Consider the following 15,867-nt stretch of genomic DNA (forward strand, 5'->3'; position numbering starts at 1 on the left):
AAACTTATTTGACTTCGTTGAAAGCAAATTTTTGCCATGGTCGTAAATAAGGTAGTAAAATTCGATCTGCTTCAGTAATTTTCCCAACAACATTGGTTTTTCCTGAATTTTGCATTGGCAATAGTGCGATTTGCAGCTCTCCTGCGTAATGAGCATATAGTGACGTCTCTACAATAATATCTCCAACCGTCATGTCTGCCGTGTTAAAAGGTTCAAATTTGTGTCCTTTGTATTTTACCCGACTTTGTGTTGAACGAACAACGTAATCAGAAATGTCTCCACGGTTAAAGTGAAACTCCTCTAAAATAATCGTTCTTTCCAGTTCTGGCGTTGCTTCTTCAATTGTGCAGTCAAAGGTTAATTTGTATGGATCGATGTTACTCAATGCCTTTAATTCTTCTTCTGTTGCGAATGAATTTGCAATGATCACGTCATCAATCAAATCAGTGGCCCATAAATGTTTGGCTTGTGTTGTTATCGGCCACTCGCGATGCATTTCTAACGTACACAATCCTTCTTCAACTGGCCAAGGTCCAATAGAAGCGGATGGTGAACTTACAAAAGCTGCTGTATGGATGCCATTTTCTTTGTAAACTTTTGTTGTTTCGATAAAATGATCGTAACTTAATCCTGTGTAACGATGTGGATAAAAATTATGACAGCCTAATAACTTATCTGGATTTGCCTGATAACTCAAAATATTTTCTAAATAACGTGTTCCAGAGCTAATGTTTAATTCTATCGCTAAATCTTGCGGATTAAATGTCATAATCGATTCTTCATTTCCAGTAAACCCTAAGTCTAAACGAATCCCATCTGCGCCAATTTCTTTGAAAAAAGATAAGTCATTATAACTAATTTCTAACTCACCAAAGACTTTTGGGCTAACGTCTGCTATGACTTCCATTCCTAATGACTTTGCAAATGTAATAGTTTCGGTAAAATCTTTTACGATCTTTTCTTTTCCCTCTTCAACAGATAGCAGGCAAGTAAAGACTCTTTTAAAATTATATTTTGCCGCTAATGTCATATACTCTTTGATCTCTTCTACACTGCTATGGTTTGGATATACTGAAATACCTAATCTTCTCATTGGTTTGACTCTCCATTCTTTTTATAAAAATAATATGCCCCTTTTGCACTTGAATGCTCTTTTTCTACAATTTGTCCCTCAAATGAACAATGCCTCAAATAAGAGAAAAAAGAGTGCCGTACAACTTCGTTTTTTTCAATAACACTACCGTTCAACGCAATATTGACTGGTTGATTGTTTACGTGCATTTTCGTTACAACTTTTTCTACTTCTATCGCAAGCTGCGTTCCAGCTTCTGTTAAAATAGTCGCAGCTATCGGCTCTTTTTCCGATAATTCACTAACCATTTGGGCTAATCCAGCAATTTGGTCTTTTTTTGCTTGATACGCTTTTTTAACTAATTCAAGAACTGTAGAAACCTGAAAATAGGCAAATAATTCTTGTGTGAGTATGCTATATTGGCTTCCTAAATCATATTCTGAGAGTGCTTGTTGAATTGCACGTTTCCCGATATAATATGCGCTTCCTTCATCTCCAAATAAATGACCCCAGCCACCAACTCGATACCATTCACCCATTTTCATGCCCAGACAAACCGAACCAGTGCCAGCAATGACTAACACTCCTGATTCTCCCTTAAGCATCGCATAGTGAGCCAATTGGCCGTCATTCAATAAAACGATAGGAACATTAAATTCAGCTAATTCTTTTGTTAAGATATCTCGTAAATCTCCACTATCGATCCCAGCCAAACCTAATACTAATACTTGGCAATCTTCGGGCTTACGAGAATCGAATATGGTTTGAACTGCTGATTTTATATTGGAAAGTCCTTCATTATAATCAACCAACATATTACCAAAACCTGTAATGGTTTGTTGCAGTTCATTCCCCGCTAAATCATAAACAATTGCTTCTGTTTTTGTACCACCACTGTCGATACCAATAATATACTTCATGATTTAATTCGCTACTTTCTTTAGGTTTGCGTCTTGGTTACTTTGTCTATTTAATAAAATTAATAGCAAGTATCCATCCTCGATATTGTCATTCATCTTACATAAATTGAGGCTAGGACATAACTCGACGAGTTATACCCTAGCCTTAAGGAATCCGAATAAACGGTGAGAGCAGAAGCAATGTCTTCTTATTTCTCGGAGTGAAAGACTTCTGTCCCAACTTCTACAAAATAAAGGGTTTATTCAAATCCCTACTTTGGCTGATTTCTTTTCTCTAACTGTAGCCGACTACTTTCAAAAAATATAACGGATAAAACGCCACTAACTAAATAGAGGCCTTGTTTGATTGCCGGCGAAAGGTTTGGGAGCAGTAACAGTGGAATTAAAATAACTAAAAACACCAATAACCCAATTATCCAACGATTTGGTAATAAACCCTTTTTTTCAAATAATGAGTCAAGGCTATACCTGCTAGAAGAAATAGTATGCTAATCAATAAAAATTGAATTTTCATCATCGTTATCACCTTACCTTTTATTCTACAACTAGATTTTCTTTTTCCAATTCATTGTTGTCATAAATTTTTACAAATGGATAGTAGATGAACACTGAAATAATAATTAAAAGAATATTTAAAACAGCTGCTCTCCAATCTCCTCCAGTTGCTAGATACGCACCGATTGGACCAGGCAGCGTCCATGGAGCAGTAAAAATAACGCGATTCACTAAACCAAATTGTGTAGCAAACCATGCAATCGTTCCTGTAACCATTGGTGTTAAAATAAATGGAATGATCAAGATCGGATTTAAGACGATTGGTGTACCAAAAATAAGTGGTTCATTGATATTGAATATTGCTGGTGCCAATGTCGCTTTTCCTAATTTTGAAGCAAATTGAGATTTTGTGCTAAACGCTAACAAAAGAGCTAAACCGATTGTACAGCCTGAACCACCAATCCAAATGAACCATTGATAAAACGGTTCTGCCGCAATATTTGGTAATTCTTTTCCAGCTGCCATCGCCGCTGTATTTCCGTCTAATAATTGTAACCACAATGGTCGTGCTAATGAACCCACAATCGAAACTCCGTGAATCCCGAATGACCAAAAGAATGTAACTAAGAAAATCAATAACAACATACTTGGTAAACTATCTGCCGCACTTACTAGCGGGCTTACAACTTTAGAAACAGTTGAATGCCAGTCAAAACCGATAAAATAAGTCAGCGTAGATATTCCTAAAATAACAATCAAAGTCGGTGTTAATGTTTCAAACGATCTAGCAACCGCTGGCGGTACTTGATCTGGCATCGTAATTTTAAATTTTGATTTATCTGTAATACGATAGATTTCAACAGCTAGAATCGATGTGATGATTCCAACAAACATTCCGCCTCCGCCTAAATTGGCCATCGGCAACACAAATCCTGCAGTTCCAGCAGCATCAAGCGCTTCCACTGGAATGTTGACAGGAACAAACGTTAATAGAAATGCAATCGTCGATAAAATACCGCCTGAAATGACATCTAAATTATATGTTTTCGATAAACTTGCCCCAATTCCAAATGTTGCGTAAAGTGTCATAATGTACATTGTCATACGATATGGCATCAAAATAGTTGCAGCATTTGATGTTAAAAACTCTGTTATACCCCAATCAGCTGGAAGTGGCGGAAAAGCGATGATCAAGAAAAATGATCCAATAATAATCAATGGTAATGTTGCTATAATCCCATCTCTGATTGCTCGTAAATGGCGTTGATTTGCTAATTTTGCCATTGGTCCAGCTAGATGTTCTTCAATAAATTCGGTAAACTTTTTCACTGTTTTTCATCTCCTAATTTTACATTCATAATTTTAACCGCTTTCAAAAAATAAGAAAATAAATGCATCTTTGATGTTATAACTCTAATCATTTTATTGCGTTCTCCTTTTAAATCCTCCCCTGATATACTATTTTTATATTATTTATACATCAAAATGTCATTAAGAAAAAAAGCTTCTCTCTTTGACATTCTTATAATACAACTAAAGAACTTTTTTTTCAACATTTTTTATTAAAAAAAGAAATAAAATTTCATTCAACTTAGAAAATAAAGTGAAATTAAATTACGATAAATATTATTTTAGTTTGAAATATTATTTCTTTAATGATATATTACTATTTATAAAATGATAACGTTTTATTTTGAAGGAGGAGTTTTGTTTCATGATGATGAAAAAGAGATTTGTACTTTTATTTTTATTGGGGTTATGTTTCATTAGCTTGTTTTTACGTCCATCGACTGGTTTAGCTCAAAACCAAACATTGTTTAAATTTGAACGAGGAATTGATGGTCGTCTTGGTTATAATTCTGAGCAACCTGTTCCTTTTTATAATGGTTCTAACGAAATAGTCACCATTCCAACAGAATACAAACAACCCAAAAGTCAATTTCAAAGTGCTTGGGTTGCAACAATCAGTAACTTGAATATGGCAAAACCAGCATCAGAATCAGAATTTAAGGAAAATTATTTAAAAACACTCGGAACGTTCGAAGAATGGAATATGAATGCTATGATTTTTCAAGTTCGTCCATTGTTAGATGCTTGGTATCCCTCTGAATTAAATCCGTGGTCCGAATTTCTAAGTGGTACTCAAGGCAAAGATCCAGGGTATGATCCTCTAGCTTGGATGGTGGATGTCACACACCAAGCTGGTATGGAATACCACACGTGGTTTAATCCTTATCGGGTATCAAACACAAAATATTCTGCCCAAAGTGTGTTAGATAAGACCAAACTTTCCAAAGAACAAATGCTAGACTTGTCGATTCCAGAACAAATCAAAGCTTTTTCTGATGCTGGAATTTTAGACTCGACTAATTATGCTGTAAAACATCCTGAACATGTTTTAATGTTTGATGAAAAATTCTTTTTAAATCCAGGCATTCCTGAGGTTCAAGCATACGTTATCGCTTCTATGAAAGAAGTTGTCGAAAATTATGATATTGATGCGATTCACTTTGATGACTATTTTTATCCTTATCGTCTATCTGAAACGAACTATTTTGGGATGAACAACGAAGACGAAGCAACGTTTAAAATATACGGCTCTGGCTATACTGATATTGAAGAATGGCGCCGAGACAACATTACTAATTTAGTTAGCGGCATAAAATCAATGCTGGACACACACAATCAAGAACATCAAAAAGCCGTTCAATTTGGCATCAGTCCTTTCGGTATTTGGGAGCACAAAGCGATTGATCCTCGTGGCTCTAATACACCATTGGGTTCTTCAAAATCCTATTCTAATAGTATTTTTGCTGATACTTATAAGTGGATGAAAGAGGGATTGATCGATTATGTTACCCCTCAAATATATTGGAGTTTTGATCAGGCCGCTGCGCCTTACGGTGAGTTGACCCGTTGGTGGGATAATGTAGCTGAAGGGACCAATACGCAAGTCTATATTGGTCACGCAAACTATAAACATGTCAGTAACGGCGGCTGGGATGCTTCTTGGCTGAATCCTGAAGAAATTCCTAATCAAATGAAATTTAATCAACAATATGCAAACATCAAAGGAAGCACCTTGTTTAGTTATAATGATATTCTTCCTTCAAATATCAATAGTCTAGATCCTACTTTAAAAGAACGTCATCAAGCTAAAAATGATGCAATTGACTTATTGAAATCTGAGTATTTCAACACGCCAACTTTGATTCTAGAAAAACCATGGTTAAGTCAACAACCGATTCACGCACCAGTCTCATTAAGTCGGGTTTCTGAAAATTCTGGTACGACGCTTTCTTGGCAAGATACACGAGAAAACAGCACTCGTTATTTCGTTCTTTACAAAGGTACAGGTCCAAAAAATGAAATCATTAAGGATCCTACTAACATCATCAAACGAATTTGGAAAGACCAGGAAAAAACAACGTTCTCCTATATTGATCCGCAAACTGCAAGAAATGACTCTGCTGAGACGAAGTATGTTGTAACTGCTATCGATGCCGCTGGGGTCGAATCTGAACCAACACAAGTAGAGGATGCACTTGAAACGCCAGGCAAACCTGTTACGGTCATCTATCAAACAAAAGACCAGCAGTCACTAGGCGAAAACGTTGTACTTGAAGGCGCTATTGGAGAAGCTTTTACAACTGAGGAAAAAGAATTTGAAGGGTATAAATTACTTGAGCATCCTACAAATAGTACGGGGACATTTACGGATCAACCGCAAACCGTGACATACGTTTATGAATCCAGCACGTCTACGACTACTAGTGAGAGTGAAACAACCAACTCTTCTGACTCTTCACAAGACAGCTCATTAGAATCTAGCAGTACGACACATGAAACAAAAGCGACAGATTCCACGGTAAAACCAGTTGGAAAAAGCAATCTCCCTTCCGCAGGAGAATTTGTTTCCTATTCCGTTAGTATAATCGGCGTTTTACTGTTAGTCATGATTGGAAGATATGTCTTCTTACGTTATCGTTAATAGAAAATAAAACCACAGGGTCCAGCTCGATGTATGAGCTTTGGACTCTGTGGTTTTATTTTCATGATTTTTTCAAATGAATTTCTTCGATCATATCACGGAAAGCTAAATCAAAGGATGTCACGACTGGACCAACTAAAGTAACATCATCTGAGAACACTAAATCGGAAACCGCTCTAAAATTATCCATTAAATATAATCTATCAACATATTTTTGTTTGATGTTTGCTTTTTTATTACTTAACACGAATATCATATCCCTCTGATTTTATCTGCCGGTTTCGTATGATCTAACTCTGTTTCTTCCTGATTTTTCTTTGCCTAGTACCCTTTTCAATTCGTCCATGTTATGTCTCGAAGGAATGATGCTCTCCATCTTCGTTTGCAACTTCATCTGCTTTTTCACTAACTTTTGCAACACGTTCGTTAGGAGATAAATCAACGATTTCTTTTTGTATCTCTGCCTTTCTAATCGTATCTAATTTCTTCTGTCGTTTATCCCAAGCCCTATTTATCGGCTTTGTCCAAGACAAATTCATCCGCGACAACTCAAATGTTCCTACAGCTGGATTCCAAGTCGCACCTCTTTCTACTTCCGCCAATCCTACATCCAAATTAGCTAATTGTGCTTCAAATTCCGCAAATAAACTGGGTGAACTTGCATTAAACTCATACAATTTCTGCAGTTTTTCTTCATTCTTTTGAATCGTGCTTTGTACGCCCAGATAACGTTGTTCCATTCGTGGATTGCGTTCTTTTTCTTTATCCATCGTGCGTGCCATATTTTGCAACAACGCTTGTCCTTGGGCGATCTCGGCTTTTACTTGTTCTTCGATCACATCACAGGTGTCCACAGATGACTGAAATTCTTCAGGAAATTGATCATGCGCTTCAACTAGGGCCTCACATGCTAGTAAAAAACCACTTGCCAAAGATGGATAAACTGCTGAGAAATAAAGTTTTGCTGAATCATACGTTTTACTAGAAAACGGCGCATTCATAAAGGCATTCACGCTATCTTTTAGCGTGCCGCAAAACTGAGTATATTCAGTGGCCATTTTCTTAGCAGCGGCGCTTTGGGCTTTTACTTCACCTACGTAAAAGTCAATAGCCATAAGAAGTGTCCTCCACTTCTTCCACAAATAATTGCTTGCGTGCATGGTATAGCTCTTCTTCCTTATTTTGTAATTGGACTTCTTCACTGACTAAACGTTCGGCTATCTCTTCTAAACGTTGGCGGTCATATTGGTGTAACCGATTGGCTTCTTCTTCTAATTCCATAAACTGTCCGACATAGTGTGATCCCTGATTATTCCCAATCAATTCTTGATAATAACGTTGCTCTTGATGATGGATCGAAAAATAATCCGCTTCCAATTCCTCTAATTCACGAATCTCACGAGATTTATCATCTTGCTCATGATTTATTTGTTGAAGTTGTTGATTGATTTTCAATTCTTTTGATTCTACACTCATCGTTTGATTCCTCCAAGTGAGGGAGAAAATAGTGGTAATTCAAAGTCTTTTTTGATTTTTTGGTCGATCAGACTAAATTCTTTGGCTACGGAATGGATTGCATTGCCATCTCGAGTGATTGCATTTGAGATCCGTTGTCCTCGACTATGAAGATTCGTTAGGCTGTTTTTGGCATTGTTATTGCCATTTACAGTCGTGCGTTCGGCTTTGCTGGCTTGATTTACGGATAAAAAACCACTTGCTGCCTGACTAAACTGCGCCGAAATACTTTCTGCCACGGATAGACTGCTTTTGATTCTTGTCATCTTATAGACCCCTTTTTCTTATGTTTACATTCTTATAACTTTAAACTCCTTAAGATTCTATTTTGACATATTTATTCATCTTATAGTTATCATAATTTTCTTTATGAAGTAAAAAATTTGCGAATTTGGAAATAAAAAATAGTAATAAAAAAAGAATTTCTAATATATATGAATAAAAAGTATAATCAACATTAACTATGATACCAATTAACTAACGTTTAAATTTTACTTTGAGACAAAAATATAAAACTTTTTTTACCTTTAAACAAAAAAACTACCGCTATTTCACGATAATTTTTTCCATTTCTTATGATTGCAAATAGATCACTTTATTTGACAGTTCATTTACTGCAAACTGATTCATTTCAAAAAAACCTTTGATTATTTTTTCGTTTTTTAGACGAATCACAATATGTGGTGACTTCCGAAAGGAGATAATACTTGTACTGGCAATCGTAAAATAGCGGATATCTGCATACATTAGTACCTGCTTTTTATTAAAATGAACTAGTGCTAAGCCATTTTCATACAAATACAATCCATCTTTTCTAAAAACAAATTCAATGATTGCTAATACTGTATAGAATATTCCACCAATTAACCCTATTTGCATGCCAAGTCGACCAACATCTGCAAAAATAATTAGTCCAAAACAAATTACTGCTGGTAGTATAAAAAATAATCCCAGCTTGATTCCTCTACGATAGGTATCGGAATGTAATTTTCCCAACTCCATTTTATTCTCCCTTTTTACATTATTTTACCCCTTTTATCGTATCATTTTTGAGTAGATAGAAAAAGAACGAAATTATTGACACACTTACCCTTCTATGAATTATCCTTATTTACTGAAAAAAGTAGTAGGGAAAAACTTAATACTAAGCTCTTCTCTGCTACTTTTTCATCAAGTTAATGACAATAGTTAATGTTTATCTTTTTTTCTTTGTTCTAACTTTCTCAACATAACTATCACTAACATGGCCAATCCAATAAATACGGCTGAATTCGATAATGCTTCTCCCGCCTTTGGAAAATCTCGTTTTATCGGAACTTCTTTTTCAGGCACTACAGGAACTTCGGGTTTATCTGGCGGAACGATGTGGTCATCAACGATCGCTATATTCTTGATTTGTTGGCCTATAACGGCTTCTTTATTGATTTTAGCTTTAAAAATGATTGTACGAATTTTCGTGTCACTGATTGTTGAGTATTCAGCGATCACTTTTCCATTTTTTACGGTTAAACTTGTTGGTTTGGGATCATCGCCTTCAATTTTTAGACTATTTTCTACATAAGTCAATTCTTTTGGTAGATCATCGGTGACTGTTACTTGATTCAACAAGCTATTTTCTATTGTATTGCGGAAACTGATACGGTATTCAACTTCTTCACCGATTTTAACTGTCTTTTTATTGACTGTTTTCTCGCTTTCTAATTTTCCTACAGGTTGTTTTGGTGTGACTGGGACTTCTGGTTCGTCTGGTGGATTTGTATGATCATCGATTTTGGCTTTATTGATGATTGCTTGTCCAGAGACGGCTTCTTTATTGATTTTAACTTTGAATATGATCGAACGGATTTTGGTGTCGCTGATTTTGGGATATTCTGCGATTAGTTTGCCATTTTCCATCGTTAAATTTGTTGGCTTCGGATCATCCCCTTCGCTAGTTAAACTATCATCCACATAGGTTACCCCTTTTGGTAAAACATCGGTTACGGTAACTTGGTTTAAAGTCCCTTTCGAAATTTTGTTACGGAACGTGATACGGTATTCGATCTCTTCATCAATTTTTGGTGCTTGGTTATTGACTGTTTTCGTACTTTCCAGCTCTCCCGGTGTTTCTACTGGTATCACTGGGACTTCTGGTTCATCGGGCGGATTTGTATGATCATCGATTTTAGCTTTATTGATGATTGGCTGTCCGATAACGGCTTCTTCGTTGACGGTCACTTTGAATACGATCGAACGAATGTTAGTGTCGGTGATTTTCGGGTATTCTGCAATCAACTGACCATTTTCCATCGTTAGGCTTGTTGGTTTGGGATCAGCGCCTTCACTGGTCAAGCTGCCTTCTACGTACGTTACTCCTTTTGGTAGAGTATCGGTGACTGTGACTTGGTTTAGGACACCATTTGGGATTTTGTTGTTGAAATGAATTCGATATTCAATTTCTTCCCCGATTTTTGGTGCTTGATTGTTGACTGTTTTCGTGCTTTCTAGTTCGCCTGGTATTTCCACTGGTGTTACAGGTACTTCTGGTTCGTTCGGTGGATTTGTGTGATCGTCGATTTTAGCTTTGTTTACGATTGATTCGCCGACTTCTGCCTCTTCGTTTACTTTAACTTTAAAGACAATCGAACGGGTTTTGTTGTCACTGATTTTTGGGTATTCAGCGACTAGTTTGCCATTTTCCACCGTTAAACTTGTCGGTTTGGGTTCATCGCCTTCGCTTGTTACACTGCCTTCTAAGTACGTTACGCCTTTTGGTAGCGTGTCGGTCACGGTAACTTGGTTTATGACACCATTTGTAACGTTGTTGCGGAAGGTAATGCGGTATTCGATCTCATCACCGATTTTTGGTGCTTGATCGTTTACTGATTTTGTCACGTCCAATTGTCCAGGTGTTTCGACTGGGACAACTGGGATTTCAGGCTCATCGGGCGGATTGACATGATCATCTACGGTGATTTTATTCACGATTTTTTGCCCGACGATGGCTTCTTCGTTGACTTTGACTTTAAAGACAATCGTTCGTACTGTTGTGTCTTGGATTTTCGGGTATTCCGCAACGACTTTACCATTCGCCATCGTTAAACTTGTTGGCTGCGGATCAGCACCTTCGCTGGTTAAGCTGCCTTCAACATAGGTCATGCCTTTTGGTAAATTGTCGGTCACCGTCACTTGATTCAAGACGCCATTGGTAATTTTATTACGGAAAGACAAGCGATATTCCACTTCGTCCCCAATTTTCGGTGATTGGTTATTTACCGATTTAGTGCTTTCTAATTCACCGGGCGTTTCGACTGGTGTGACGGGCACTTCTGGTTCATCTGGTGGATTGGTGTGATCATCGATGATCGCTTGATTGACGATTGGTTGTCCGACTACCGCTTCTTCGTTCACGTGGACTTTGAACACAACAGAGCGGACGGTATTGTCGTCGATTTTTGGGTATTCAGCGGTCATTTTGCCATTTTCCATGATCAAGCTTGTTGGCATTGGATCAGCGCCTTCACTGGTTAGGCTACCTTCTACATAGGTCAACCCTTTTGGTAAGGTGTCGGTCACAGTGACTTGATCAATTACACCATTTGTGACTTTGTTACGGAAACTAATACGGTATTCGATTTCATCTCCGATTTTTGGTGCTTGATGATTGACTGATTTCGTTACGTCTAATTGTCCCGGTGTTACAACGGGTGTGACGGGCACTTCTGGTTCGTCAGGCGGATTGGTATGATCATCAATTTTTGCTTTATTGACGATCGGTTGTCCGACTACCGCTTCCGCATTTACGGTGACTTTGAAACTAATCGTTCGTATGGTTGTGTCCTTGATTTCAGGATATTCAGCCACTAGTTTGCCATTTTCCATGGTTAAGCTTGTTGGCTGTGGATCAGCGCCTTCACTGGTCAAACTTCCGTCTACATAGGTCAAGCCTTTTGGTAAGGTATCAGTCACGGTGACTTGGTTTAGGACACCGTTTGTGATTTTATTACGGAACGTGATGCGATACTCGATTTCGTCACCGATTTTCGGTGCTTGATTATTCACTGATTTGCTACTTTCCAATTCGCCTGGTGTGATGACTGGCACGATCGGCACTTCTGGTTCATCTGGTGGATTCGTGTGATCGTCTATTTTGGCTTTATTGACGATTGCTTCACCAATTTTTGCTTCATCATTGACTTTAACTTTGAAAATGATCGAACGGATTTTAGTGTCATTGATCATGCCGTATTCAGCAGTCAATTGACCATTTTCCATGCTTAAGCTTGTAGGCTTTGGATCGTCGCCTTCACTGGTCAAGCTACCTTCTACATAGGTTACGCCTTTTGGCAAAATATCCGTTACGGTAACTTGGTTTAAAACACCGTTCGTGATTTTATTTCGGAAGGTAATACGGTATTCAACCTCATCACCAATTTTTGGTGCTTGATCATTGACTGATTTTGTGACGTCTAAGCGTCCAGGTGTTTCAACAGGTGTTACTGGAATTTCTGGTTCATCGGGCGGATTGACATGGTCATCTACAGTTATCTTGTTTACGATTTTTTGTCCAACAATAGCTTCTTCATTGACTTTGACTTTAAAGACAATGGTTCGTACTGTTGTATCTTGAATTTTTGGGTACTCTGCAACGACTTTGCCGTCAGTCATGGTTAGACTTGTCGGTTGCGGGTCAGCGCCTTCACTGGTTAAGCTGCCGTCGACATAGGTCATGCCTTTTGGTAAATTATCCGTCACTGTGACTTGATTTAAGACACCATTCGGAATTTTATTACGGAAAGACAAACGATATTCGACTTCATCCCCAATTTTCGGCGATTGATTATTGACTGATTTGCTACTTTCTAGCTCTCCTGGTGTTTCTATTGGTGTCACTGGGACTTCTGGTTCATCGGGCGGATTCGTGTGATCATCGATCGTTGCTTTGTTGATGATCGGTTGTCCGACTACTGCTTCTTCATTGACACGAACTTTAAAGGAAATGGTACGTGTTTCGGTATCGGCGATTTTTGGGTATTCAGCGGTTACTTGACCATTTACAACCGTTAATATGGTTGGTTTAGGATCAGGCCCTGTGCTTGTGACACTGTTTTCGATATAGGTTACCCCTTTCGGTAACGTATCTGTCACGATTACTTGATTTAAAATACCCTTTGGTACGGTGTTTTTAAATTGAATCGTGTATTCTATTTCGTCACCGATTTTTGGCGATTGAGTGTTGACTTTTTTTGAGCTTTCTAGTTTGCCGACCAGTTCTTCTGGGGCGATTTTTACCTCTACGATATTGGATGTGTTCTCGATCATCGTATTTGTGGCAGAATCTACGCCTTGGAATGTGGCACTATTTGGAATCAGTTCTTCTGCTTTGGCTGTGTCATTGATTTTTGCTTGAAATTCATAGACAGTTTCTGCAGTCGTTCCTTTGTAGCTACCGCCTTGTGTGCCGTTTGCGCCCTCTCCTACACGAAACGTGATTGCACGATCTGCTGCTGTGTATTCCCCTTGGTCATCGCCTGTCGCATCTGTTTTATTGCCAGCATTTGGACCACTTACGATGGATAAGCTGCCGGGTACATAATCTAGACGGCTATCTAATTTGTCTTTAGACAGACTATTGACCGCTTCTGTGTTTTCTTTGGTATTTTTGAGATGGACACGATAGGTTACGGTATCCCCGATTTTATACGTTTCTTTTGGATTTATAATTTCTTTGGTGACTTCAAGTTCGGGTGTTTCCGCATTGATTGAAAATCCAATCGCATTGGTTGAGTAATCATCTCCGCTACTGGTTGTTTTAAAGTTAATTTGTTTCTGACTGTTTGTGATGATCCCTTCTGGTAAGGTCAAACGATCGACATCGATATCTAAAAAGTTGGGAAAGCCAGGATTAAATTTGCCCGGATATTTATCCACCATGTGTTGATCGTTATCTGAAACGGTTCCGTTCATGACATTACCGACTGGGTTGATTGTATTGCTGATATTGACCCAAGTTCCTGCACTATTTTGGATTTGAGCATTGTCACCTGTGAAAAATTTATCGCCTTGAACGGTAAACCACGTCACGATTGGGTTTAATTTTCCTTGTTTAGAGGTTAAAAAGTCTTTCATGACAAATTCATTGTTGGTTCCAGCTTTGTTCCCTCTAGCGCCATAATAGACATTGAAGGCACGGGATCGTTTGGCTTGGTCTTTGGTCACGATAAATAAACTCCAACCACTGAAGTTGAAACTTTGAAATTTGCCTTGTAGGAAATCGGTCATCGGAATATCTGCTAATGTGTATGCACCAGTCGCACTTTTATCCCCTTGAAGGATCGAGGTCACATCGGCAAAGTTAGAAAAGCCCGTATTATTAAACCCAAAACCTTGCCCAGGATTAGTAGCATCTTGGTCAATTCGATGATATTTTTGTGGGGCAACACGGGTTACTGTTCCATTTGGCGTGGTTAATTGAACAGGGGCGCTGATTTCATCATCGGTCATATTCGTCGCTGTAGCTGGGCCTTTAAAACGGGATGCACTCCAAAATAAGCCTGCCCATGCGACTTCTTTGGCACCATCTAAATCGATGTAGGCTTTACTTGAGTTATAGGTCGTTGGATCGCCATCGACATCCGCAAATTTCAACTGAAAATTATTAATTGCTTGACCACTAAGTGGCGCTCTAGTATTCAAAAAAGCGCTCGCTGTCGCTTCGTTTACAGGGGTTAAGTTGGTATTTCCTGTAGAAAATAATTCTCCTTTGTGGATGCTTTTATAAATTGGTTTATCAAAGCCACGGCCTGGCGTTGGCGCAATTCTTGGTCCGATTGCTTGGGCTCTCGGTGCGGCTTGATTGTTTTCTTCTGAGGTCGTTGCTGCTGAGTCTTCTGGTGCAGCAGTTGTTGGCTCTTCTGATTGAGATTCTGCTACTTCTGAGTCAGATTCTTTTTCTGTTTCTGTTGATGATGCACTACTTTCTTTTTGTTCGCTTTCTGGCAATGTTAGGGTGATAGCTCCCACTTTTTCATCTGCCTGATTTATTTCAACGGCAAGCTGATGGATTGATTCATCTGTTTGCTCGGCACTGATTTTCAGATGTTTGGTGGTATGAGGTTGGATCGTGGTGATGGTTAGTTCTGTCCCCTCATCTTGGTTTTCTTTTTGGTCAAACTGAATCGTTTGATCGTCAGGCGCCACCAATTGGTCGTCGCTTTTTAAGGTTGCAGCGTCGAATTTTACTGGTGTTTCCTTTTGGTTCTTTTGTTTTAGGACTACGTGATCGATTGGTTGATCGCTTTTGTTGGTTACTTCGTAGTTTACGTCGATTAATTTGTTGTCGGTTTCATTTTTCTTGGTGTCTGCTTTGATGTATAAGGATTCTGAGTCGAATGTATTTTCATCTGGTTTGGTCAGTCCTTCTGCAAACACACTGGCGGCGGGTAACAAGTTGGCAATCACCAACATCAAAACGGCTAAATAATTCAGGGAAATTCTGTGCACTTTATTCATTTATATCTTACCTCCTATACTTTTACTATAGTATGGCTAAATAAATAATTCAAAAATATCGGGCTGAACTATTAGTTTTTTCTCATAGCTGGAGTTCGGGCTTTTTTGGATGAATATTGGTTGAAGAGGAAAAAGTTTTTTTGTTATTTTTTCTTATATATAAGGAAGCTGTTTTTGGTGTTATTTAATGGGTGGAAATGCCGAATTTCGTTGCGGTGGGTGGTGTCTTTCGGTATAATAAAATGTGTAGGATAGAAATAAGGATCTTTGATCATTTGAGGTCAATGGATTTAAAAAGATAAATAAAAATTGGCACTTCAATCGTTCGGCGGCAACCTTACGATCGAAGCCTTGTTAAGACTTTAAGAGCAAGTCCAAACAAG

The 15,867-nt window shown here is 38.2% G+C and carries 10 protein-coding genes; 1 reads left to right on the plus strand and 9 read right to left on the minus strand.

Going from position 1 to position 15,867, the window contains the following annotated elements:
* Positions 1 to 4 precede the first annotated feature (4 nt).
* The 3 genes from AC4BC4_RS10610 to AC4BC4_RS10620 form a co-directional block, all read right to left on the minus strand.
* On the minus strand, positions 5 to 1,093 hold the full coding sequence (locus tag AC4BC4_RS10610; RefSeq protein ID WP_438756757.1) for a DUF871 domain-containing protein: 1,089 nt from the start codon (positions 1,091 to 1,093) through the stop codon (positions 5 to 7).
* Positions 1,090 to 1,992 carry an N-acetylglucosamine kinase gene (locus tag AC4BC4_RS10615; protein WP_490475658.1) on the minus strand — a complete coding sequence of 301 codons (903 nt, stop codon included), beginning with the start codon at positions 1,990 to 1,992 and terminating at the stop codon, positions 1,090 to 1,092. Before AC4BC4_RS10615 ends, AC4BC4_RS10610 begins: the two co-directional genes overlap by 4 nt.
* Before the next feature lie 534 nt (positions 1,993 to 2,526).
* Positions 2,527 to 3,771 carry a PTS sugar transporter subunit IIC gene (locus AC4BC4_RS10620; protein WP_490477371.1) on the minus strand — a complete coding sequence of 415 codons (1,245 nt, stop codon included), beginning with the start codon at positions 3,769 to 3,771 and terminating at the stop codon, positions 2,527 to 2,529.
* 430 nt (positions 3,772 to 4,201) lie between these two features.
* Between AC4BC4_RS10620 and AC4BC4_RS10625 the strand changes: the two genes are divergently transcribed.
* Positions 4,202 to 6,478 carry a family 10 glycosylhydrolase gene (locus AC4BC4_RS10625; protein WP_490475659.1) on the plus strand — a complete coding sequence of 759 codons (2,277 nt, stop codon included), beginning with the start codon at positions 4,202 to 4,204 and terminating at the stop codon, positions 6,476 to 6,478.
* Between the two features lie 61 nt (positions 6,479 to 6,539).
* Here the strand turns inward: AC4BC4_RS10625 and AC4BC4_RS10630 are convergent, their stop codons facing one another.
* The 6 genes from AC4BC4_RS10630 to AC4BC4_RS10655 all read right to left on the minus strand — a co-directional run bounded on the left by AC4BC4_RS10630 (position 6,540) and on the right by AC4BC4_RS10655 (position 15,484).
* Positions 6,540 to 6,734: a hypothetical protein gene (locus AC4BC4_RS10630; RefSeq protein WP_490475660.1), complete on the minus strand. Its 195-nt coding sequence runs from the start codon at positions 6,732 to 6,734 to the stop codon at positions 6,540 to 6,542.
* 91 nt (positions 6,735 to 6,825) lie between these two features.
* Positions 6,826 to 7,593, minus strand: a complete 768-nt coding sequence (locus tag AC4BC4_RS10635; RefSeq protein ID WP_490475661.1) for a hypothetical protein — start codon at positions 7,591 to 7,593, stop codon at positions 6,826 to 6,828.
* Complete coding sequence (locus AC4BC4_RS10640) at positions 7,583 to 7,954, minus strand: DUF3958 family protein (protein ID WP_438756762.1); 372 nt, start codon at positions 7,952 to 7,954, stop codon at positions 7,583 to 7,585. The genes AC4BC4_RS10635 and AC4BC4_RS10640 overlap by 11 nt, the downstream gene beginning before the upstream one ends.
* A complete protein-coding gene (locus tag AC4BC4_RS10645; RefSeq protein ID WP_490475662.1) occupies positions 7,951 to 8,259 on the minus strand; it encodes a TIGR04197 family type VII secretion effector in 309 nt (102 codons plus the stop codon). The genes AC4BC4_RS10640 and AC4BC4_RS10645 overlap by 4 nt, the downstream gene beginning before the upstream one ends.
* A 307-nt stretch (positions 8,260 to 8,566) precedes the next feature.
* A complete protein-coding gene (locus AC4BC4_RS10650) occupies positions 8,567 to 8,995 on the minus strand; it encodes a hypothetical protein (protein WP_490475663.1) in 429 nt (142 codons plus the stop codon).
* A 186-nt stretch (positions 8,996 to 9,181) separates the two neighbouring features.
* Positions 9,182 to 15,484 (minus strand): isopeptide-forming domain-containing fimbrial protein, encoded by a 6,303-nt coding sequence (locus tag AC4BC4_RS10655; RefSeq protein WP_490475664.1) that lies wholly within the window; start codon positions 15,482 to 15,484, stop codon positions 9,182 to 9,184.
* Between the last annotated feature and the right edge of the window lie 383 nt (positions 15,485 to 15,867).

The organism is Enterococcus sp. AMC1086 (genome assembly GCF_058216575.1).